Source organism: Bacillus sp. FSL W8-1127 (genome assembly GCF_038006725.1).
GTDB lineage: Bacteria > Bacillota > Bacilli > Bacillales > DSM-4216 > Bacillus_O > Bacillus_O smithii.
In genome coordinates this window covers 2,077,239-2,100,141 of sequence record NZ_JBBOVU010000001.1, presented here as the reverse complement: position 1 = coordinate 2,100,141, position 22,903 = coordinate 2,077,239, and the positions used below count along the sequence as shown (strand labels likewise).

Sequence of the window (22,903 nt, the reverse complement as noted above, 5' to 3'; positions counted from 1 at the left end):
TCGTTTTTTGAAAGGGACAGTTTTAATCGCCGGTATCGGTTTAATTGGAGGATCGCTGGCACTTACCATTAAAGAGGCTCATCCTCATGCAACTGTTATCGGCTTTGACGTTAAAGAATCAGAGAGAAAATTGGCTAAAGCGCTAGGAGTGGTGGATGAAGAATCTGATTCTTTTATCGAGCTGGCAGCAAGGGCAGATCTCATCATTTTAGCTGTTCCTGTCAAGCAAACCGAGATTCTCATCAAGGAATTGGTCCAAAACGCGGACAAATTGAAAAAAAATGTCATTGTGACAGACACAGGCAGTACGAAAGCGAGAATCATGCAAAAAGGAAAAAAATTGAATGACTTAGGAATCTCCTTTATCGGAGGCCATCCGATGGCGGGATCCCACAAAAGCGGTGTAGCGGCTGCTAAGAAAATTCTTTTTGAAAATGCGTTTTATTTATTGACTCCCGATGAACAAACCAGTACTGAAGAGCTAAATGCATTGAAGGAGTGGCTCAAAGGGACAAAAGCGAAAATGATCGAAGTGACTCCTGAAGAACATGATCAATTAACCGGAGTCATCAGCCATTTTCCTCACGTGATTGCGTCTTCCCTTGTCCATCAAGCCAGGCATTTTGACCAACAAAATCCGTTAGTGTCTAGGCTTGCGGCGGGTGGATTTCGCGATATTACACGCATTGCTTCCAGCAATCCTGAAATGTGGAAAGATGTTTCGTTGCACAACAAGGAGACGCTCATCCAGCTTTTAGAAGTATGGCAAAAAGAGATGCACAAATTTGCCGAGCTGTTGAAAGACGAAAACGGGGAAGGATTGTACGAATATTTTGCTGCGGCTAAAACGTTTCGCGATCAGCTGCCTTCTTCATCTAAAGGAGCAATTCCTGCCTTTTATGATTTATATGTGGATGTGCCCGACTATCCGGGGGTCATCTCAGAGATAACCGGCTACCTTGCCGAGGAAAGAATCAGCATCACCAATATTCGAATTATGGAAACGCGCGAAGATGTATACGGTGTTTTGGTCATCAGTTTTCAAAACGATCATGACCGTATGAAAGCAAAAAAATGTATTCAAAAACATACAAATTATGACGTATTTCTTGCGTAATAGAAAAGGATGGTAGAGACATGAGGTTGCCACATAATCATTCCCATTTACGTGGAGTCATTCATGTACCCGGAGACAAGTCGATTTCCCACCGTGCCATTATGTTTGGTTCAATCGCTCAAGGGAAAACCACAATTCGCCACTTTTTAAGAGGACAAGATTGTTTAAGCACCATAGACTGTTTTCGAAAACTAGGCGTTCATATAGAGGAAGATGGACAACAGATCACCATTTTAGGAAAAGGTTGGGAAGGGTTGGAAGAACCAAAGGATATATTGTACACAGGAAATTCCGGCACTACGACGAGATTAATAATGGGGATTCTTGCCGGCCGCCCTTTTCATTTCGTGCTCATGGGAGATGAATCCATAGGCAGACGGCCGATGGATCGCGTCGTTCTTCCGTTACGGGAAATGGGGGCCTCCATTTCGGGAAGAGAAAATGGTAAATTTACGCCGATTTCCATTAATGGAGGATCACTTCGGTCGATTCACTATAAAATGCCGGTAGCAAGTGCCCAAGTCAAATCCGCCTTGCTATTTGCAGGCCTCCAAGCGGAGGGGACCACCGTGATTGAAGAAATGGCCCCAACTAGAGATCATACCGAAAAAATGATCAAGGAATTTGGCGGTGAATGTATCCGAGAAGGCATGACCATTTCCGTTAAAGGATCTCAATCATTTGAAGGAAGAGACATTTATGTGCCGGGAGATATATCGTCAGCTGCCTTTTTCCTGGCGGCTGGAGCGATCATTCCAGGAAGCGAGATTATTTTAAAAAATGTAGGTTTAAATCCGACTCGTTCTGGAATCATTGATGTTTTGAAGGAAATGGGAGCGGATTTGGAGTTGTCTGATCTCTCGTCTAATGGCGAAGAAACGGGCACGATTGTGATACGCTATTCCCAATTAAAAGGCATCGAAATCGGAGGCAGTTTAATTCCGCGATTAATTGACGAGATTCCTATTATCGCTTTAATGGCTACTCAAGCAGAAGGGGAAACGGTGATTAAAGACGCGGAGGAATTAAAAGTAAAGGAAACAAACCGAATCGATACCGTCGTAGGAGAATTGAAAAAATTGGGAGCGGATATTGAATCGAGAAAAGATGGGATGGTCATACGGGGAAAAACGGCATTAAAAGGCGGTAAAGTGTCCAGTTTTGGAGATCATCGTATTGGAATGATGCTCGCCATAGCTGCTTTGCTGTCAAAAGATCCGGTCGATTTAGAAAACCCGGAATGCATAGCTGTCTCTTACCCCAATTTCTTTGACGATTTGCAGAAGTTGATTTAAAACCATAGCCTCACAAGACTTTTGGTCTTGTCAGAGGCTTTTCTTATTTCTTTTATCCGAAAGAAGTCTAGCTCAATCAGCCTGCTTCCGTTTTATGGAAGAAAGATGATCCAAAGAGATGCCGCCGGCACAAAGACTGATCCTTTTGATTTCGGTTTTGGGTTTTTATCGGATGAATTTTTTCGTGCAAATCGACGATTTTATGAAGGGAATATTCGCTGCAAAAGAGAATTCTAGAAAAGTAAGAATGGCATTTTAGTTGAAGGAAAGAGAACTTTGCTTTACTATTAACAGCAGATTCATAATGATTCACAGAATGATCATTGGGTTCACCAATCTGATGGAGTTACCCAAGAATAGTCGCTTTTCATTTTTTAACATTACCTAATCCGTCAACACGAGTTTACGCTAAAAGGAGATATACTTGTGATGAACAACGTGGAAGAAATCATCCAATTATTTGAAAATGGACAATTAGATAAAGCAAAAAAGCTTATTGATAAGGTAAAAACAAGCGGGAGTGATGAAGAACGATATCTTCTTGCAGAAGAATTAAACCAGCTTGGATTTCCTGAAGATGCAAAGAATTTGTATCAGATTCTTCTGGAAAAATATCCTGAAGAAGGAGAATTAATTGTCCTTCTCGCCGAAACGTTCGTAGATCTCAATCAAGAAGAAGAGGCCATACTTCTTTTGGAAAAAATTGACGCCTCGGATCCGTCCTACCCACGAGCACTGCTGCTATTAGCTGATTTGTATCAAATGCAGGGATTGTATGAAGTAAGTGAGCAAAAACTGTTAATGGCCAAAGAATTAGCAAAAGATGAGCCTGTGATTGATTTTGCTCTTGGCGAACTTTATATGGAACAAGGACGGTATCGTGAAGCGGTTGATTACTATCATAAGTTAATCGATCAACAGATATACGAATTGGCGGGTACTCAAATTCGCCAACGAATCGCCGAAGCATTAAGCGCTGCCGGAGAATTTGAAGAGGCTTTGCCTTATTATGACGATGCATTGGATGAAAAATTAGAAGTCAATACTTTATTTGGCTTTGGGTTAACTGCCTATCAAGCCGGTTATTATCAAACGGCAATTGAAAAATTTACGGAATTAAAAGCCCTCGATCCTGATTATCACTCATTGTATCTTTATTTAGCAAGATCCTACGAGCATGAAGAAATGCTTGAACAAGCATTGCAATCGATTAAGGAAGGAATTTCACACGATGAATTTCAAAAGGAATTGTACTTCCTTGGAGGAAAGATTGCTTTGAAATTGCAAAAAGAGGACGAAGCGGAGTCATTTTTCCAACAGGCATTGCGATTAGACCCGGGCTATTTGGAAGCAGCACTCACTCTTAATAAATTATACATGACTCAGGAACGGTACAGCGACATATTGGATATTATTAAGCAAGTGCAAAACGAAGGGGAAGACGACCCTCAGTTTTTATGGGATCAAGCGAAAGCTCTTCACGGCTTAGAGCAATATTCAGAGGCATTAAAAATGTACCAGAAAGCATATAATGATTTTAAAAACAATCAAGATTTTCTTGAAGAATACGGTTATTTTCTTTTGGAGGAAGGAAAAACGCAAAAAGCTGCAGAAATATTTCATAAGCTGTTGGAAAAGGATCCGACCAATGAAGAATGGATTCTTTTGCTGGAAAGACTTGAGTGATTCTGAGAGCTTTATTACACAGTAAGGAGGGAAAGAACATGGCAACCCCTGTTTCTGTGAATGAAAAGAAAGATTTTATTCGCTGGTTTTTAAATCATTATCAATTAAAAAGAAGAGAGTCGGTCTGGATTCTAAACTATTTAATGAGCCACGATCAATTGATGGAGAAAGTTCATTTTGTGGAAGATGCACAATATTGCCCTAGAGGAATTGTGATGTCCACACATTGCGTAGACAGTACTCCATTTCGTTTTTTCAAAAATAATATCATGACGACAGATGCCGAAAAATCCTTTCATGATATCCGCTTGAACAAAGATGAAAATATCTATATAGAATTAAAATTTCGCGGAGCCAATACTTCTCATCAATATGCGCTTGTGCTTGAAGAAAACCCTTATATGCCGAGAAATTTAAAAATCACCGAAAAAGATCGGTTTTTAGCGGAACAGTTTCTAAAGGACAGCATCTATAAATTTCAGAAAGAAAAACTTCTCAAGGCCATTGATGAAGCATTAGACAAAAATGATAAAGAAGCTTTTCAAATTTTAACTGAAAAGTTAAAAGAACTGGAACGATAAATCCCTTTTACACGTTGTTGTTAAAGGGGTTTTTCTTTTATCTGAAAGTGAAAGAAAGCATCAAGTGTGGTATATTGGCAAGAATATCAGCCATCATGTACGAGAACTTCAAATGTTGATCTTAGCATTCGTTTTTTCTTTGTCATCTGCTTTCGAAGCAATATTGACTACTGTAATCGAAATTTTTATCGTTCCTTTGGAAAAAATTTGTTATAATGGGAGAAAAAAGAGGTGAAAATAATGATATGGAACGGGAGGGACGCACGACTTTATCAACAAGAAAAGAGCTTTATTGATAGTGCCGTGATACCGCTCTTGCCGATTGATTTTGGAAATGAAATGAGGCGATCCGCTTCACAAGGAGAATATATCCAATTGTTTTCGAGTTGTCTTGAAAAACAATTCAGAGGAAGAATCATGTTGTTTCCAGCCATTATTTATTTATCACAAGAAATAACGGATGAAAAATCTTCACTCCTAAACCGCTGGTCTGATTTATTACATGAAGAAGGATTTATGCATCTGTTTTTTATCACGTCCGATGCCAACTGGAAATCAAGAGAAAGCCAGCTGAAAGGAACGCTGATTTGGCTCCCTGCGACCCCAATGGAGGATATGGACGATTCCTTTAAATACGATTTCATCGAAAATCAAGTCAAACAGTATGTACATAAGATTCTTGAGAAATGGGAAAAACAATAGATGATTTCTAAATATTTAGTATTTTATAAACTTTTGGACAATTGTTATTGATTTCATCTTCTGTATGATTTATCATAATGATGACTAACTTTAATGTTGTACGTAAAGGTCCGAATGGGCTTAGTTCAAAATTGAAGGAGGAAACATATGAGCAAGGAGCGTGTATCTAGACGCCAATTTCTAAATTATACGCTTACTGGTGTAGGCGGTTTCATGGCAGCTGGTGTTCTTATGCCGATGCTTCGTTTTGCCATTGATCCTGTCCTGGCAGCCGAAGGAAAAGGCAATTTTCATGCGACGAAGCAAAAGGTTGATGATTTGACAGAAACTCCAACGCGTGTAGACTTCACTTACGAGCAAAAGGATGCCTGGTATACGTCCAATGTCACTCAAACAGCCTGGGTTTATAAAACGAAGAATGGAGACATTGTGGCTCTTTCCCCTATTTGTAAGCATCTAGGCTGCACCGTCAACTGGAATGCAAACAAGTCCCACCCCAATATGTTTTTCTGTCCTTGCCACGGAGGTCTTTACCACAAAAATGGGAAAAACGTACCCGGTACTCCGCCTACAAAACCGTTAGACGTTTATCCGGTAAAAGTGAAAGACGGCTATTTGTATCTTGGAAAACCAAAGGCGAATAATCTCGTATAAAGGGGGCGTAATCCTTGCTGAACAAACTGTATGATTGGATTGATGAACGTTTAGACATTACGCCTTTATGGCGGGATATAGCAGACCACGAGGTTCCAGAGCATGTGAATCCGGCGCATCATTTTTCTGCCTTCGTGTATTGTTTTGGAGGATTGACGTTTTTTATCGTTGTCATTCAAATTCTTTCTGGCATGTTTTTAACCATGTATTATGTACCGGATATTAAAAATGCTTGGCAATCGGTCTATTACTTGCAAAATGAAGTCGCTTTCGGACAAATTGTTCGCGGCATGCACCACTGGGGAGCCAGCCTTGTCATTGTAATGATCTTTTTACATACATTGCGGGTCTTTTTCCAAGGTGCATACAAAAAACCGCGCGAATTAAACTGGATAGTGGGCGTTTTGATCTTTTTTGTCATGCTGGGATTAGGCTTTACCGGTTATTTGTTGCCATGGGATATGAAAGCGCTATTTGCGACGAAAGTTGGTTTGCAAATTGCCGCGGCGACACCAGTGATTGGCGAGTGGCTGAAAGTATTGCTGGCCGGCCATCATGATATTGTAGGAGCACAAACTCTTACACGCTTTTTTGCCATACATGTCTTTTTCCTTCCTGCAATACTGCTCGGATTAATGGCTGCACACTTTTTGATGATCCGTAGGCAAGGCATTTCCGGCCCGCTCTAGCTTTTAGCGGATGATCGAATAAAATTAGAATCATATGACCAAAAGGAGGGGAACGTATGCATCGCGGAAAAGGGATGAAATTTGTCGGGGATTCCCGTGTTCCCGCTGAACGGAAACCGAATATTCCGAAAGATTATTCAGAGTACCCGGGAAAAACAGAATCCTTTTGGCCGAACTTTCTTTTGAAAGAATGGATGGTCGGCGCTGTTTTCTTGGTAGGATATTTATGCTTAACGATTGCACATCCGTCGCCGCTTGAACGGATTGCGGACCCGACGGATACGGGCTATATTCCAATGCCGGATTGGTATTTTTTGTTTCTTTATCAGCTTTTGAAATACAGTTATGCGTCTGGACCCTATGAAGTAATCGGACTGGTTATTCCCGGGATTGCTTTTGCAGCCCTGCTTTTGGCACCGTTTATTGATCGGGGGCCGCATCGCCGCCCGTTAAAACGTCCGTTTGCGACTGGATTTATGCTGCTGACGTTGGCAGCAATGATTTTTTTGACATGGCAGTCCGTCGTTACTCATGATTGGAAAGCGGCAGAAGAACAGGGGAAAATTGTTCAAGAAGCGAAAATTGACAAAAGTTCAGAAGGCTATCAGCTTTTTCAAAAAAATGGCTGTATTAACTGCCACGGCGAAAAGCTCACTGGCGGAGCAGCTGCTCCTAGTCTCGTAGACACAGGTTTAAAGCCTGAGGAAATTAAGAAAATAGCCAGAAACGGAAAAGGAAATATGCCTCCCGGTCAATTTAAAGGCACCGATCAAGAACTCGATAAATTGGCAAATTTCATTGCTAATTTAAAAACAAAATAAAGAGAGTCAAGAGTCAGCTCTTGCTGGCTCTTTTGATTTTTCTTAGAAGATTTTACTTTTGTCGATCGAAAAGAAAAAATAGAAAGATATTGATCAGCGGAACATTTGATGGGAGAATCAATACGTGTACAAAGGTCATAATAGGTTGTTCATGATGAGATGTTCTCGTTTTGTGAGAAATCGAAAGAGGACAAGTAGGAGGCAAAAAAGTGAATCGTTTATATCTTGTATTGGGTAACAAGAAGTTTTTACAATTATTGTGGATTGTGAATTTAGCCGGAACCGTATACGGATATATATGGTATATTCCGCAAATGAAGAATACGGAATGGTGGTTTCTTCCGTTCGTTCCCGACAGCCCGACAGCGAGCTTGTTTTTTGTTATTGCGCTGACGGGATTTTGGCTGAAAAAAAATTGGGGGCTACCTGCTGCTTTAGCGGCCATGACCCTTTTTAAATATGGCATTTGGGCGGTTGTCATGAATTTGCTTACATTAACCGTTTCTGGATCTTTGCCTTGGCAAGGCTATATGTTGATGATTTCCCATTTGGCAATGGCGATCGAAGGGATCCTTTATTCTCCTTTTTACAGGATTAAGCCATGGCATTTTTCCGTGGCGGCCATTTGGACATTACATAACGAAATGATTGATTATGTGTTCATGCAATACCCTATATATCCGCAACTGAATTTATACATAAGACCCATTGGGTACTTTACGTTTTGGCTTAGCATCTGTTCCATTGGACTTACTTATTTCTTTAGTATGCGCAAAAAACGGATTACGTTAGCTTTTCCTTGGCATAACGGGCAGGAGTGATTCGAACGGTTGTCGCTTTAAGGAAGAGTTCTACTCTTGTCCCTCTTCACATACACTGAATTAGTAGCATTAGGGGGGACTGGAATGCTCTTTATTAGAATACTCCTGACGATCATGATTACTTTTGGATTCGTCGACGCTGTTTTGGCGGCGGAAGAATCGTCGCCGATGCAGAAGCTGGATTCGACGGTTGAAGAAGCTTTACAGATGACGAAAAGCTATCATTACACCGAAGCAAAGCAGCTCTTGAATGATTTTTCGGAAAAGTTTACGAAATCAGCCATTCTTCATCAAACATTCACCATGGATGATATTCGGATTTTAACAGTGGCACATCATCAGGCGTTAAGAGCCTTAAATAGTACATCGATGAATCACGAACAAAGAGTAGATGAAGTCACAACCTTTCGTTTAGTAGTGGATGCGTTGACGTCTCGATATCAGCCCTTATGGTCGGAAATGAAAGAACCGGTTTTGACGGCTTTTCAACATGTGAAGGAGGCGGCCAAGATTGGCAACAAAGAAGTCTACCGTCAAACGGTCAACCAATTTTTAGAAAAGTATAGTATTATTGAACCGAGTTTAAGAGTGGATATACCGGTGGAAGAAGTTCAAAAATTGGATGCGAAAATTCAATATATCGATCAATACAGTGTTGACAATTTAAAGAAGAAAGAGGCCGTATCCCAATTAAATGATCTTCAATCGGATTTACAAAAATTGTTTGACAGAACGGAAGAAGACGAAGCGGATCCGTCGTTATGGTGGGTCATTATTTCAACCGGAAGTATTATTATCGGTACATTATCCTATGTGGGATGGAGAAAATACAAAGGGGAAAAAGAAGAAAAAAAGCCTCGCAAGCAGAAAGATTGACAATACATTTATTTTAATACTAAAATAAATGCAAATACAATGCGACCGAAGATCGTGTAGAGTCCTCATTGAATCTCTGAAGAATGGACTCGAAAACGGGTTGGTCGTAAGAGGTGAAGGCAAAATGGTCACTTCTCGCTAACACTTTCCGATATTGACTTAGATCGTTTTGGCTGAATGATGGAAAATGAAAAGATTTTATAGTTAGAATCAAATCAGAACTTAAATGGAGGTTATCAACTTAACATGTATATTCTCTATTTTATCCTGATTGCGTTAATACCCATTTGGGCACAATTTAGGGTAAAAAGAACGTATGATAAGTATTCCGACGTCCCCTATTCTACAGGGATGACGGGAGCTGAAGTGGCTCGTCGAATTTTGGATGAAAATGGCTTGTATCACGTAAAAGTACTGGAAACGGAAGGCTTTTTAAGTGACCACTATAATCCGATAACGAAAACAGTTCATTTATCACCAAATAACTATTGGGGCAATTCGATTGCCGGCGCATCTGTTGCGGCGCACGAAGTCGGCCACGCCATTCAAGACAAAGTCGGATATTCCTTTTTACGTTTTCGCCATGCGCTTGTTCCCATTGCTAATTTTAGTTCCAGTTTATCTTGGATCTTCATTATCATTGGGGGGTTAACCACCCTGACGAAATTGTTTCTGCTCGGTATTATTTTGATGTCGGCCGGAGTACTTTTTCAAGTCGTTACGCTGCCGGTGGAATTTAATGCGTCATCGCGGGCGTTGAAACAGTTAGTCTCTATAGGCATTATCCGCAACGATGAAAAAAGAGAAGCTCGTAAAGTGCTTGGAGCGGCTGCAATGACGTACGTGGCTGCCACAGCGGTTGCCATTTTGGAACTAATTCGTTTGATTCTTGTATTTGTCGGAATGCAAAATAACGAAGATAATTAAAAATGAATGAGGATTTAAAAAGATCAGACTTTCGACGTTTTGGATCGAGAGTCTGATCTTTTTTCGTTTACCGTTCTATTCAGTTGGTGAGTGCTTCATTCTTCAAGCGGCTTTTTATTTTCATCAAGCGTAAATCCTTCCCCAAGAACTTCATGAACTTCCACGACAGAAACAAATGCATGGGGATCGACGGATGTGATAATATTTCGTAAGCGGATAATTTCATTTTTGGCTACAACGCAATATAGTACGTTTCTGTCTTTCTTTGTAAAAAATCCATGCCCCTTGAACACGGTGACTCCTCTGTCCATTTCTTCCAAAATCTTATGCGCAATTTCTTCGTTTTTTTCAGAAATAATGAATGCGCCTCTTGCTGTATACGCACCTTCTTGCATAAAATCGATCACTCTAGCGCTGACAAAAACGGCCACGAGGGTATACATCGCTTCCCTGTAATTGATATATGTCAACAAAGAGGCGATGATCACGCATGCGTCAAAAACAAACATGGTTTTTCCCATGGAGATATGGGTGTATTTATTGACAAGCCGCGCAATAATGTCGACTCCGCCTGTCGTTCCGCCATATCGAAAGATGATGCCAAGCCCGATCCCAATAAACACGCCCGCAAACAGAGCGGCTAAAAGAAGATCGTGATGAAGAGGGATATTTAACTGAAAGCGTTGGAAGATCCATAAAAATAAGGAAAGGGCGAGTGTACCGATAATCGTGTATCGGAATGTTTTTCCTCCCAAAAGTTTCCATCCGATGATGAAAACAGGTATGTTTAAGAATAAGTTTGTATAGGAAGGATCAATGCCGAACAAATTGTATAAAATCAGCGTAATCCCGGTAAAGCCGCCTTCTGCCAAGTTGTTCTCCATATTGAAATGCACTAAGCCAAAAGCATAGATGGCGGCTCCTATACAAATGAATAAAATATTTTTTATTTTCAGCCCCAAAATCATCATGGAACCTCCTTAACATGATGGTAACGTATAGTGTCAGAAAAAAGATTCAATCCATATTGCCAAGACGAATATTAGAACGATGGAAAAGGCAGTGCAGACATCGAAACTATTATATAGAAAGCGAAAGAAACAAGCAATTTTATCCTGTATCACCTCTTAAGCGATTTCATTCAATGACGTATTGGGAGATAGAAATAGATTGTAAATAGAATAGGAATTAGCTAACATGGAAGGAGAAAGTGAGGCGGTAAAAAATGAGGAAAACGATGGCCCAAATTCAGGAAGAAGTGGACCAATATATTAGCCAGTTTAAAGAAGGCTATTTCAGTCCTTTAGCCATGCTTGCTCGATTAACAGAAGAGCTTGGTGAACTGGCCAGAGAAATCAATCATTATTACGGAGAGAAACCTAAAAAGCCAAGTGAACAAGCAAAGACAGTGGAAGAAGAACTGGGTGATTTATTATTCGTTCTTGTTTGTTTGGCGAATTCTTTACATATTGATTTGGAACACGCGCATGATGTTGTGATGAATAAATTTCAAACGAGAGATAAAGACCGTTGGACAAAAATCAAAGCAGAGGAGGATGCGGATAATGGAAACCATTAAAATCATTGTAGCGGGTCCGAGAGGAAGAATGGGAAGTGAAGCCGTTCAGCTTATTCAACGCACGGATCATTTTGAACTGGAAGCTGTCTTGGATCATAAATATAATGGCATTCTGCTAAGTGAATTAGAAGGTTTTCAAGGAATCGATGTACCGGTATACAACGATGTAGATGAATGCTTGCAAAAAACAAAAGCTGATGTATGGATTGATCTAACGGTTCCGGAAGCCGGATTCCTACATACCAAAAAGGCGCTTGAATATGGAGTGCGTCCGGTTGTCGGAACAACTGGATTTACAGAAGAACAGCTGGAAGAGTTAAAAGAACTTGCCAATTCGAAGCAAATTGGCTGCATTATTGCACCTAACTTTGCCATAGGTGCTGTACTTATGATGAAATTTTCACAAATGGCTGCCAAATATTTCTCAGATGTTGAAATTATTGAACTTCACCATGATCAGAAATTGGACGCGCCTTCAGGAACAGCTGTGAAAACCGCTCAAATGATTTCAACTGTCAGGGAGCAAAAACAGCAAGGGCATCCAAATGAAAAAGAAACCATTTCAGGGGCAAGAGGTGCCAATATCGATGGCATGCATATTCACAGCGTACGTCTTCCGGGCTTGATTGCGCATCAGCAAGTTATGTTTGGGTCGGAAGGACAAACGCTGACGATTCGCCATGATTCCTACAATCGTGCTTCCTTTATGTCAGGAGTAAAAGTAAGCGTCGAAACCGTTACGAAATTAAATGATTTTGTCTATGGGCTTGAAAATATTTTGGAATAGGGGCAATGTGAGATGAATATCGCATTGATCGCTCACGATAAGAAAAAGGACGATATGGTCAGATTCGTCCTTGCTTATCGTGATACGTTTGCAAAACATACTTTGTACGCCACCGGCACGACAGGCTTAAGAATTCAAGAGTCAACGGGGCTTAAAGTTCATCGTTTTCAATCAGGTCCTCTTGGAGGGGATCAAGAAATTGGAGCGATGATTGCCAAGAATCAAATGGATTTAGTTTTTTTCTTCCGGGATCCTTTAACGGCCCAGCCTCATGAACCTGATGTTTCTGCATTGATCAGGCTTTGTGATGTTTATTCCGTACCGCTGGCGACCAATATGGGAACAGGCGAAGTTTTGATTAGAGGTCTTGAAAAAGGAGACATCGATTGGCGCAATTTATATAGAAACAAGCATTGATAGGAAAAACGCCGTTGCGAGTGTCGTCCTTTCTTCTTCCATCCAACTAGAAGGACAAGAAAAAAGGGTTTTTTTCATTAGGATGAAACCAATACAATCGCCTAGCCGCCGATCGATGATGGAAATCGGCGGCCATTTCGCGAAAAAGGAAGGGGGCAAGAAATGAGGTTGAAAATTGGAATCACTTGTTATCCAACAGTTGGCGGTTCAGGAGTTGTGGCGACAGAACTCGGTAAACTATTGGCAGAAAAAGGGCATGAAATTCATTTTATTACTTCGAGTGTCCCTTTCCGTCTGAACCGAATGTATCATAATATTTATTTTCATCAAGTGGAAGTGAGCCAGTATTCTGTTTTTCAATATCCGCCATATGATATCGCATTATCCAATAAAATGGCCGAAGTCATGCGGAGAGAAAAATTGGATATTCTTCACGTTCACTATGCCATCCCTCATGCGGTTTGTGCCATACTAGGGAAGCAAATGGCCGGATCAAACAGTAAAATCGTCACTACATTGCATGGTACGGATATTACTGTTTTAGGCTATGACCCTTCTTTAACCGATGCTATCCGTTTTGGCATCGAACGTTCTGATGCTGTCACAGCGGTTTCCAATGCACTTGTTCAGGAAACATATCAATTGATCCAGCCGGAAAAGGAGATCATTCCCATTTATAATTTTATCGACGAAAGAATTTTTAAAAAGATTTCATCCAGCCATCTGAAGGAAGAGTACGGAATTCGCTCTGATGAAAAAGTGATTATCCATGTTTCCAATTTTCGATCCATCAAACAGGTGCCGGATGTCGTAAAGGTATTTGCCCGCATTTTTGAGAAGATGCCTGCGAAACTTCTTCTTGTCGGAGACGGACCGGAAATGACGGTCGTGAGCAAATTAGTCAGCGATTTAGGTTTGGATGAGGGAGTTTTCTTTTTAGGAAAACAAGATAATTTAGAAGAACTATACTCTATCAGTGATTTAATGCTTTTGCTTTCTCAAAAAGAAAGTTTCGGGCTGGCGTTGTTGGAGGCAATGGCGTGCGGAGTTCCTTGCATCGGAACCAATGTCGGCGGAATTCCGGAAGTGATTCAAAACGGCGTGAACGGGTTTATTTGTGAGCCGGGAGATCTTGCGGATATCGTCCAAAAGTCTCTGTACCTTTTGGAAAACAGCGAAATTCACAGGCAATTTTCTGAAAGGTCGGTTTTAACGGTCAAACAAAAATTTTATTCACGGAAAATTGTCAACCGTTATGAATCCATCTATTTGAGTTTGCTTCAACAAGACTAGGCAGGTGAAAAAAATGAATGACACACTTTTTCAAAAGGCTGTTCCTTTGTTGGAAAGATTGGAGCAGGCTGGCTATGAAGCCTATTTTGTCGGGGGATGCGTCCGCGACTATTATTTAGGAAGGCCGATCAGCGATATTGATATTGCCACATCTGCTTTGCCTGAAGAAGTGAAAGAAATTTTTCCAAATACAGTGGACGTGGGAATTGAACACGGGACTGTTTTAGTCCTTTACAATGGCGAAGGATATGAAGTGACAACCTTCCGGGCAGAATCGGACTACAAAGATTTTCGCCGGCCGGAAAAAGTCGTTTTTATACGGTCTTTATACGAAGATTTAAAGAGAAGAGACTTTACGATGAATGCTATGGCGATGGACCGCACTGGGAGAGTAGTGGATCCTTTTAATGGAAAGGAAGCAATCCGACACCGTCAGATCGTCACTGTGGGTAAGGCGGAAGAACGATTTTCAGAAGATGCTCTTAGGATGATGAGAGCGGCCCGATTTGCCAGCCAGCTTGGGTTTGATTTGGAAGACGGCGTATTTACGGCCATATGCCGCAATGCTGGTTTAATGCAGCATATTGCGGTGGAAAGAAAACAAAATGAGTTTGAAAAACTTATTTCGGGGCGCTTCCGAAAAAAAGGTTTGAAGTTATTACTGGAAACGGGATTGTATATTTACTTGCCTGGTCTTGAATCAAACGAAAAAGAGCTGGAAAAGATGTTGACCATCGACTGCACTTCTTTAACGCTGCAGCAAATGTGGCTTTTAATTGCTGTTTTGGTTTCCGGGGATAAACCTGTCGAGTTTTTGAAAGCATGGAAACTCCCTTCCAAAACGATAAAATATTTGTTAAGCGGGTTGACTTGGATGAAAAAACGGCGAGAAACACCATGGACGCAGTGGGATGTATACGATGCGGGACTTTCCGTTGCCGTCGATGTTGAAAAAGTTCATTCTGTCCTTTACCAAGATGAAGATATGACGGAACAGATTCAGACTCTTTATGAGAATCTTCCTATCAAACATCGAAAAGAATTAAGCGTAAACGGTCATGACTTATGCATGTGGTTTCAAAAGAAGCCGGGACCATGGCTGAGAGCCTGTCTGGAAGAAATCGAGAAAGCCGTTTTAGATCAAAAAACGAAAAATGAGAAAGAAAAAATAAAGGAGTGGCTGAAGAGGTGCAATCGGTTGTAAGAACGAAGCTGTTAGAAGCATTTTCGAAAGCCGAAGGTGAATTTCTTTCCGGCCAAGAACTTGCTGACATCATTGGGTGTTCAAGAACTGCGGTATGGAAACATATGGAAGAACTTCGAAAAGAAGGATTTGAATTGGAAGCCGTTCGCAAAAAGGGTTACCGCATCATCAGCATGCCTGACAAAGTGACAGCCAATGAAATTCTTCTTGGGCTCAAGACAAGATTTATGGGCAGAAAGATTGTCCATAAGGAAACGGTTGATTCTACTCAAATAGAAGCTCACCGCCTTTCTCAGGAAGGTTGTCCGGAGGGGACAGTTGTGATCGCGGAAGAACAAACGGCCGGGCGTGGACGCATGACAAGAGAATGGTATTCGCCCAAATCATCAGGAATTTGGATGAGCATTATTTTGAAGCCGACACTGCCTCCCCAACAAGCTCCGCAATTTACCCTTCTGACGGCTGTTGCTATTGTGGAAGCCATTGAAGAGATAACCGGTTTGCAGCCGAAAATCAAATGGCCTAATGACATTTTAATCAACGGGAAAAAAATGACAGGGATCTTAACAGAACTTCAAGCGAACGCTGACCAAATTTATGCGATCATTATCGGAATCGGCATGAATGTCAATCAATTGCAATTCCCGGATGAGTTAAAGAATATTGCCACCAGTCTTGCCATAGAAAAAGGCGAAAAAGTTTTCCGGCCGAAGTTAATTCAAAGGATTTTAGAAAAGCTTGAACAGTATTACGATCTCTATTTAAACGAAGGGTTTGCTCCCATTAAAGCGTTGTGGGAACAATATGCCATATCCATCGGAAAACATATAAAGGCGAGAACGATTACAGGAGTGATAACAGGAAAAGCTCTTGGCATCACCGATGAAGGAGTATTGCAGCTTCAGGATGCGAACGGAACGATACACAACATCTATTCTGCAGATATCGAAATTTAAAGAGTGATATTTACCGTCTGATTGGCCGAGAATGTTTTGGTAGGCAAGAGTTGCGTATTTTTGGTATAATTTGAATGGGCAGTATCCAAGACGCGAACTGCACCTTGCGTAAATCAATAAAATGTTTGTCTGCCTTGATCCATAGTGACAGGGACAGAGGGTCGAAACAAATAAGTGGAAAACGAGTCCTTCTGTCGAAGGGCTTTTTATTTTGCAGTAAGTCTTCTGTTTCGTCCCCTTCCCAATAAAAAGGAGGATGGGAACGTGAAAACGACCGCTGATTTTTTGAAGATGAAGCAAAATCATGAAAAAATTGCGATGATTACGGCCTATGATTATCCGTCTGCCAAATTGGCGGAAGAGGCTGGAGCCGACATTTTGCTCGTCGGCGATTCTCTCGGTATGGTGGTGCTGGGATACGATTCGACTGTGCCGGTCACTCTCGAAGATATGATCCACCATACAAAAGCGGTAAAACGAGGAGCAAAAGATACTTTTGTCGTGACGGATCTTCCGTTTTTAACGGCGCATCTTTCCCGTGAAGAAATTTTGAAAGCGGCAGGACGAATTATGCAAGAAGCTGGTGCACAAGCCGTTAAGATGGAAGGCGGAGAAGAAATAGCTGAATCCGTTGCTGCCTTGACGAAAGCGGGTATACCGGTGGTCGGGCATATTGGGCTGACCCCTCAATCTGTCGGAGTACTGGGCGGCTATAAAGTTCAAGGAAAAACGGCGGATCAAGCGAAAAAATTAATAAAAGACGCGAAACAAATTGAAGCGGCAGGCGCTTTTATGATCGTATTGGAATGTGTTCCTTATCAGCTGGCAGAAGAGGTGACAAAAGAACTGACGATTCCGACGATCGGGATCGGAGCCGGCAGTGAAACAGACGGGCAGGTTCTTGTCTACCACGATGTTCTACAGTATGGGGTCGATCGATTAGCGAAATTTGTAAAGCCGTATGGAAATTTGAATGAAGCGGCGAGAAAAGGGATCAAAGATTATGTAAAAGAAGTAAAAAAAGGCGAATTTCCTGATCGAGATCATTCTTTTACGATGAAGCAGGAAGAGCTTAGTCATTTGTATGGAGGAGAACGCTCATGAAAGTTTTTACAAAAATAAAAGACATCCAAGAATTCCTCTCCGAGCAAAAACGAAACGGGAAGACCATTGGTTTTGTTCCAACGATGGGCTATCTGCATGAAGGGCATTTATCGCTTGTGAAAAAAGCGACTGCAGAAAACGATCTGACAGTGATGAGCATTTTTGTGAATCCTATTCAATTTGGCCCAAATGAAGATTTTGAGCGGTATCCTCGCGATTTTGACCGTGACCGAAAACTGGCTGAAGACAATGGCGTTGATGTGCTCTTTCACCCGTCTGTGGAAGAAATGTACCCTGAAGAATCTATCGTTCAAATGAACGTCAAAAAACGAAAAGATGTTTTGTGCGGACGTACTAGAAAAGGACATTTTGACGGCGTCGTTACCGTTCTCACTAAACTGTTTCATATTACAATGCCGGACAGAGCTTATTTCGGATTGAAAGATGCACAGCAATTTGCGATTGTTCAAGGATTTGTGGCGGATTTAAACTTTCCGATCGACATCATCGGCGTAGAAACGGTTCGGGAAGAAGACGGTTTGGCTAAAAGTTCCCGAAACACGTATTTATCCGCACAGGAGCGGAATGAAGCTCCCGAAATTTATCAAGCGCTGCTGAAAGGAAAAAAAGCCGTCGAGAATGGGGTAGATGATCCTGCGGAAATCGTCCGATTGGTATCCGATCATATTCGCCAAAACACGGGCGGAGAAATCGACTATGTGGAAGTCCTTTCTTTCCCTGAATTGGATCCGCTTGAGAGAATAAAAGGGAAAGTGATCATTGCCACAGCCGTACAATTTGCGTCAGCACGATTGATTGATAATGTGATACTAGATTTGTCTCGTTAAGGGGGAAACAAAAATGTTTCGTACATTAATGAACAGCAAAATCCACCGCGCCACTGTTACAGAAGCCAACTTAAATTATGTCGGCAGCATTACCATCGATGAAGACATATTGGATGCAGTTGGAATTGCTGTTAATGAAAAAGTGCAGGTCGTGAACAATAATAATGGTGCAAGACTAGAAACGTACGTTATCCCGGGTAAAAGAGGGAGCGGAGTTATTTGCCTAAATGGGGCGGCGGCAAGACTTGTTCAGCCCGGGGACACGGTCATTATTATTTCCTATGTTTTAGTTCCAGAAGAAAAAGTCAAGGAACATTCACCGAAAATCGCTATTATGGATGAGAATAACCGGATCGCTCAATTGATCACCGGCGAAAAAGAAGCGACCATTTTATAGTTTTTGACATGAAATAGTGGGTTGGCCCCTTTTAAAATCATTAGAATAGGAGATCTTTGATTCTATCCTATTTCTTGATGGAGGGGGCCGGCCTTTTTATTTTGCGGACATATGACTGACATCATCGGAATTCTTATGGTAAACTTGAAAAAAGATTGGCAAGTTTCACTTTAGAAAAAAGGTGTGCTCTTAGATGTTACCACAACGATTTGTAGTAGTTGATTTAGAGACAACGGGAAATTCTCCGAAAAAAGGGGATCGAATTATACAAGCATCCCTGGTGATTATTGAGCGTGAGCAGATTATTGATCAATATACAACCTTTATCAACCCGGAGACGGCCATTCCCGCCTTTATTGAAGAATTGACGGGAATTCACGAGGATCTGGTAAAACAAGCACCGCTGTTTTCAGAAGCTGCTCAAAATATTCGTCCGCTTTTGGATCATTCGATTTTTGTTGCTCATAATACCGCTTTTGATTTAACTTTTTTACAAACAGAATTGGAAAAAGCGAACTTTCCGCTATTTAACGGGCAGACAGTAGATACGGTGGAGTTGGCCAGATTTCTGTACCCCACGCAAGACAGTTATAAGCTGTCCGATTTGGCGGAAGAACTGGGAGTTTTGCATTCTAGGCCCCACCAAGCTGACAGCGATGCTTATGTGACGGCGGAAATTTTACTTTTGATGTTGAAAAAGCTGAAGTCATTGCCGTATGTCACGCTAAAAAAATTGCATCAGCTTTCTTCTCATTTAAAATCGGATATTTCCACGGTTATACAAGCGGTGTTGGATGAAAAAGAACAATCGATCGAGTCTTTGCCGGAAGATTTGGAAGTCTATCGAAATATCGCTTTGAAAAAGAAAAAAATACAAAAAAGAGAAGACCTTCTCTACGACGTGATGTATCCCTCTTCTCCCAATGAAAAAGCAGAATATATGAAAGAATTCCCCCAGTTTCAAATAAGAGAAGCTCAATTTGAAATGATGGATTGCGTTTATGAAACGCTGGACTCTTCGAATCATGCTTTCATTGAAGCGGGAACAGGGATCGGGAAATCGCTTGCTTATTTATTGCCTGCCGCTTTTTACAGTAAACAGCATAAGGTGCCGATTGTGATTAGCACGTACACAACGGTGCTTCAAGAACAGCTGATGAATAAGGATTTGGTGCTATTGAAGGCGATTTTGCCATTTTCCGTTCAAACGGCCGTTTTAAAAGGACGCAGCCATTATATTGACTTGTTTCAATTTGAAAATAGCCTGAACGACGAAACGAGCAATTACGATGAAGCGTTGACTAAGATGCAGATTTTGGTTTGGCTGACGGAAACGACTACCGGGGACAAAAATGAATTGAATTTATCCTCCGGCGGTGAACTATATTGGGCTCGCATTAAGCAAGAAGATATATTTTTGAACCGCTCCAAAAACCCTTGGATGGAAAAAGATTTTTATTTGCATGCGAGAAAACAGGCGCAACAAGCCGATATTATCGTGACCAACCACGCCATATTGGCAAAAGACTTGTTTTCTGATCAAAATTTGATCTCTGATTACAATCAAGTCATTATAGATGAAGCCCATCATTTCGGGAATGTACTCGGAGACCAGATGGGAACTGAAATAGATTTGCGAGCATTGAAATGGATGTATCAACAGATCGGAACGATGGAGCAAAAACAACTGTTCTTTCAATGCGAAGAATTGCTGAAAAAGCACGGAAAAGAGGCAACGATTCATTTCTTTGAAACCGATCATGATTTACACCAAATTGCTTTTGAAATGAACGAATGGATGAATGCCGCTTCCGCCTTTTTCCTTCACTTGGCGAAAAAGAAGCCTAACAGTTGGAATAAAGTACAGATTCGAGTTGGCGAACAAGAACGAAAAATGAAATATTGGAAAGAATTACTCTATTCAACCGAAAGATTGTATGAATTGATGAAAATGATTCATCATAGTTTGCAAGAAAGACTAATGTTGGCCAAAAAGCTGGAAACAGACTTGACTTTGGATGAAGCGGCGATGATCGAAAAGCTGTATGACTTGCTTGAAAGCTGGAAAAAGTGGATGAACGATCTCAAGAATGTAATAATAGAAGGATCGAAGCAGCCGGCTGTCATTTGGATGGAAGGCGATGTCCGAATGCCGCAAAATCATTTGAAAATTAAGTGCCGTCCCGCCGGCTTAGATCGAATACGGATGGAACAATTTATCGATGGGAAAAAAAGCGTCATTTTTACATCCGCCACTTTATCGGTAAATCGTTCATTCCAACATTTCGCTGAGGAACTAGGGATTCCGGAAAAAAGGTTTCGACAAGCCATCTTTCCTTCCCCGTTTCATTATGAAAAAAATTGCAAGCTGATCATTCCTAATGATGTTCCTGAAATTCAGGATGTAACTAGCGAGAAATACGTGGAAGTATTGGCGGATTATTTAAGTGCTGTCGCGCAAGCTACGAATGGTAGGATGCTTGTTCTTTTTACATCCTATGATATGTTGAAGAATACGTATCTTTTGATGAAGGAAAGCGGACTCCTCGAAGATTTTGTTTTAATTGCCCAGGGAATTACGAATGGAAGTAAAGTGAGGTTGACTCGCCACTTTCAAAAATTCGAAAAGGCGATTCTTTTTGGCACTAGCAGTTTTTGGGAAGGGGTTGATATTCCGGGAGAAGATCTTTCTTGCTTGGTTCTCGTTCGGCTTCCTTTCACTCCTCCGGATGATCCGCTCTTTCAAGCAAAAGGAGAGGCACTTAGAGCAGAAGGAAAAAATCCGTTCTACCATTCTTCTCTCCCGCAAGCGGTCATTCGTTTTAAACAAGGTTTTGGCAGGTTGATTCGAACAGAGCGAGATCGGGGAGTCATTATCGTATTTGACCGTAGAATCACTACGGCTCGATATGGAAAAGCGTTTATACAATCGATTCCGAAAGTACCCATTCTCCATGCTTCCTTACCGGAAGTCATTCAAGTCATTGAAGATTGGCTTTAAAAAACCCTTTTGGAGCGTCAAGCCGAAGAGAAAAACTTCGGTGGATTGGGGGGAATGTGCGCGGGAGGATTCTTTTATTCGGTGGAGGATGGATAATAGAGAATTCCGCGTGAACACCTTGAAGGGTAAATGGAACGATGGGCAGTATTGCCGTTTCATGGTCTTGAACGAAGATCCGCCATGCAAAGTGCAATGGCCGACATTTTTTATGAATATTGGTTACTGATTTTTTCAAGATTCTTGTTATAATGGTATTCGGAATAAACAATCGCTAGCGGTGTCGCTGGAAGAGTGTGTCTTTCGTTCGGTTCGAGACCACTTCTTTCGAAAAGCAAAAAAGTATTGGAGGTTTCGAATGGAGAGCAAAATTGAGGTTCTGCAGACAGTGATGATCAATTATCATCCCGATTTGTACAAAATTGTCGATGCTTTGAATCGAACATTAAAGCGAAAAGATTTAATGTTCGGATTGGCGTTGGATCCAAATGATCCGAAAAAAGCTGTTTTTACAATATATCGTACCTGAATGAAGTGATACTATGAAAAAAGTTATGATGATAATCGCAATTATAGCGGTGGTGGTTTTAGCCTTTTCCACCTATATTTATGCAAGTGCTAAAAAGCCTTATCAAAAAGCGGAAGAAGAAGCTTTGAAAGTAGCCAAAGACCACGGAATCATTTCGACTGTGGATAAATTCTATTTATACAACAGTAAGAAAACGTATTATGTGCTGATCGGCGAAAATAAAAAGCATGAAAAAATGGTAGCTTGGATTCCGAAACAGCGAAAAGATAAAATCCTATATGACAAATATTCGAATGGGATTTCCGAACAAAAAGCGATAGATAAACTATATCAAGATGAGAAACCGGCCAAACTTTTATCTGTGCATCTCGGCATGGAAGAAGTCGGACCGGTATGGGAAATGGCTTATTTGGATAAAGAAGGGGACTTAAATTATTACTATGTCCTTTTCAAAAACGGCAAATGGTGGAAGAAAATGACCAATATTTAAGGCGGTGCCTGACCCCCTTTACGCTTTAAAGCGTGAAGGGGGTCAGGCACCATTGATTGACTGAAGTGGGAAATGTATAATAGAGAGCGAATGGATTTGAACGTTGTGGTACTGCTTGGAGGGAATGTATAC

24 protein-coding genes are annotated in these 22,903 nt (G+C 41.2%); 23 read left to right on the top strand and 1 reads right to left on the bottom strand.

What is annotated here, in order from left to right; genetic code table 11:
• Positions 1 to 7 precede the first annotated feature (7 nt).
• The 11 genes from NST12_RS09915 to NST12_RS09865 all read left to right on the top strand — a co-directional run bounded on the left by NST12_RS09915 (position 8) and on the right by NST12_RS09865 (position 10,169).
• The gene (locus NST12_RS09915) at positions 8 to 1,117 is read left to right on the top strand and encodes a prephenate dehydrogenase (RefSeq protein ID WP_328201043.1); all 1,110 of its coding nucleotides are present in this window, start codon (positions 8 to 10) and stop codon (positions 1,115 to 1,117) included.
• Positions 1,118 to 1,137: 20 nt separating this feature from the next.
• On the top strand, positions 1,138 to 2,412 hold the full coding sequence (aroA, locus tag NST12_RS09910; RefSeq protein WP_341101101.1) for a 3-phosphoshikimate 1-carboxyvinyltransferase: 1,275 nt from the start codon (positions 1,138 to 1,140) through the stop codon (positions 2,410 to 2,412).
• A 429-nt stretch (positions 2,413 to 2,841) separates the two neighbouring features.
• Positions 2,842 to 4,098: a tetratricopeptide repeat protein gene (locus NST12_RS09905; protein WP_327824241.1), complete on the top strand. Its 1,257-nt coding sequence runs from the start codon at positions 2,842 to 2,844 to the stop codon at positions 4,096 to 4,098.
• A 38-nt stretch (positions 4,099 to 4,136) separates the two neighbouring features.
• Positions 4,137 to 4,679, top strand: coding sequence for a ReoY family proteolytic degradation factor (locus tag NST12_RS09900; protein ID WP_341101099.1), 543 nt, complete (start codon positions 4,137 to 4,139; stop codon positions 4,677 to 4,679).
• Positions 4,680 to 4,919: 240 nt separating this feature from the next.
• Positions 4,920 to 5,381: a YpiF family protein gene (locus NST12_RS09895; RefSeq protein WP_341102190.1), complete on the top strand. Its 462-nt coding sequence runs from the start codon at positions 4,920 to 4,922 to the stop codon at positions 5,379 to 5,381.
• A gap of 147 nt (positions 5,382 to 5,528) precedes the next feature.
• A complete protein-coding gene (locus tag NST12_RS09890; RefSeq protein WP_003355129.1) occupies positions 5,529 to 6,035 on the top strand; it encodes a ubiquinol-cytochrome c reductase iron-sulfur subunit in 507 nt (168 codons plus the stop codon).
• A 14-nt stretch (positions 6,036 to 6,049) separates the two neighbouring features.
• On the top strand, positions 6,050 to 6,724 hold the full coding sequence (gene qcrB, locus NST12_RS09885; RefSeq protein ID WP_003355128.1) for a menaquinol-cytochrome c reductase cytochrome b subunit: 675 nt from the start codon (positions 6,050 to 6,052) through the stop codon (positions 6,722 to 6,724).
• Between the two features lie 56 nt (positions 6,725 to 6,780).
• Positions 6,781 to 7,545 carry a menaquinol-cytochrome c reductase cytochrome b/c subunit gene (locus NST12_RS09880; RefSeq protein ID WP_341101097.1) on the top strand — a complete coding sequence of 255 codons (765 nt, stop codon included), beginning with the start codon at positions 6,781 to 6,783 and terminating at the stop codon, positions 7,543 to 7,545.
• Positions 7,546 to 7,754: 209 nt separating this feature from the next.
• On the top strand, positions 7,755 to 8,366 hold the full coding sequence (locus NST12_RS09875; RefSeq protein ID WP_327805318.1) for a DUF1405 domain-containing protein: 612 nt from the start codon (positions 7,755 to 7,757) through the stop codon (positions 8,364 to 8,366).
• Between the two features lie 84 nt (positions 8,367 to 8,450).
• Entirely contained in the window at positions 8,451 to 9,242 is a 792-nt protein-coding gene (ypjB, locus tag NST12_RS09870; protein ID WP_341029879.1) for a sporulation protein YpjB, read from the top strand.
• Between the two features lie 246 nt (positions 9,243 to 9,488).
• Complete coding sequence (locus NST12_RS09865) at positions 9,489 to 10,169, top strand: zinc metallopeptidase (RefSeq protein WP_048623559.1); 681 nt, start codon at positions 9,489 to 9,491, stop codon at positions 10,167 to 10,169.
• Positions 10,170 to 10,264: 95 nt separating this feature from the next.
• Here the strand turns inward: NST12_RS09865 and NST12_RS09860 are convergent, their stop codons facing one another.
• Positions 10,265 to 11,137, bottom strand: coding sequence for a YitT family protein (locus NST12_RS09860; protein ID WP_048623558.1), 873 nt, complete (start codon positions 11,135 to 11,137; stop codon positions 10,265 to 10,267).
• Between the two features lie 257 nt (positions 11,138 to 11,394).
• Between NST12_RS09860 and NST12_RS09855 the strand changes: the two genes are divergently transcribed.
• The 12 genes from NST12_RS09855 (at position 11,395) to NST12_RS09800 (ending at position 22,771) form a co-directional block, all read left to right on the top strand.
• The gene (locus NST12_RS09855) at positions 11,395 to 11,748 is read left to right on the top strand and encodes a nucleotide pyrophosphohydrolase (RefSeq protein WP_048623557.1); all 354 of its coding nucleotides are present in this window, start codon (positions 11,395 to 11,397) and stop codon (positions 11,746 to 11,748) included.
• Positions 11,735 to 12,535 carry a 4-hydroxy-tetrahydrodipicolinate reductase gene (gene dapB, locus NST12_RS09850; RefSeq protein WP_048623556.1) on the top strand — a complete coding sequence of 267 codons (801 nt, stop codon included), beginning with the start codon at positions 11,735 to 11,737 and terminating at the stop codon, positions 12,533 to 12,535. Before NST12_RS09855 ends, dapB begins: the two co-directional genes overlap by 14 nt.
• Positions 12,536 to 12,547: 12 nt before the next feature.
• Complete coding sequence (mgsA, locus tag NST12_RS09845) at positions 12,548 to 12,952, top strand: methylglyoxal synthase (RefSeq protein WP_340404330.1); 405 nt, start codon at positions 12,548 to 12,550, stop codon at positions 12,950 to 12,952.
• Positions 12,953 to 13,114: 162 nt separating this feature from the next.
• Positions 13,115 to 14,245 carry an N-acetyl-alpha-D-glucosaminyl L-malate synthase BshA gene (bshA, locus tag NST12_RS09840; RefSeq protein ID WP_341101094.1) on the top strand — a complete coding sequence of 377 codons (1,131 nt, stop codon included), beginning with the start codon at positions 13,115 to 13,117 and terminating at the stop codon, positions 14,243 to 14,245.
• Between the two features lie 13 nt (positions 14,246 to 14,258).
• The gene (locus NST12_RS09835) at positions 14,259 to 15,449 is read left to right on the top strand and encodes a CCA tRNA nucleotidyltransferase (protein ID WP_327797356.1); all 1,191 of its coding nucleotides are present in this window, start codon (positions 14,259 to 14,261) and stop codon (positions 15,447 to 15,449) included.
• Positions 15,434 to 16,405 carry a biotin--[acetyl-CoA-carboxylase] ligase gene (locus NST12_RS09830; protein ID WP_048623552.1) on the top strand — a complete coding sequence of 324 codons (972 nt, stop codon included), beginning with the start codon at positions 15,434 to 15,436 and terminating at the stop codon, positions 16,403 to 16,405. Before NST12_RS09835 ends, NST12_RS09830 begins: the two co-directional genes overlap by 16 nt.
• Positions 16,406 to 16,669: 264 nt before the next feature.
• Complete coding sequence (gene panB / locus NST12_RS09825; protein ID WP_003355115.1) at positions 16,670 to 17,509, top strand: 3-methyl-2-oxobutanoate hydroxymethyltransferase; 840 nt, start codon at positions 16,670 to 16,672, stop codon at positions 17,507 to 17,509.
• Positions 17,506 to 18,357: a pantoate--beta-alanine ligase gene (panC, locus tag NST12_RS09820; RefSeq protein WP_341101088.1), complete on the top strand. Its 852-nt coding sequence runs from the start codon at positions 17,506 to 17,508 to the stop codon at positions 18,355 to 18,357. The genes panB and panC overlap by 4 nt, the downstream gene beginning before the upstream one ends.
• A 13-nt stretch (positions 18,358 to 18,370) precedes the next feature.
• Entirely contained in the window at positions 18,371 to 18,754 is a 384-nt protein-coding gene (gene panD, locus NST12_RS09815) for an aspartate 1-decarboxylase (protein ID WP_003355113.1), read from the top strand.
• A 193-nt stretch (positions 18,755 to 18,947) separates the two neighbouring features.
• Positions 18,948 to 21,755 carry an ATP-dependent DNA helicase DinG gene (gene dinG / locus NST12_RS09810; RefSeq protein ID WP_341101086.1) on the top strand — a complete coding sequence of 936 codons (2,808 nt, stop codon included), beginning with the start codon at positions 18,948 to 18,950 and terminating at the stop codon, positions 21,753 to 21,755.
• A gap of 355 nt (positions 21,756 to 22,110) precedes the next feature.
• Positions 22,111 to 22,281: a YpmA family protein gene (locus NST12_RS09805; RefSeq protein ID WP_003355111.1), complete on the top strand. Its 171-nt coding sequence runs from the start codon at positions 22,111 to 22,113 to the stop codon at positions 22,279 to 22,281.
• A gap of 13 nt (positions 22,282 to 22,294) precedes the next feature.
• Complete coding sequence (locus NST12_RS09800; protein WP_048623548.1) at positions 22,295 to 22,771, top strand: cell wall elongation regulator TseB-like domain-containing protein; 477 nt, start codon at positions 22,295 to 22,297, stop codon at positions 22,769 to 22,771.
• The last annotated feature ends 132 nt before the right edge of the window (positions 22,772 to 22,903 follow it).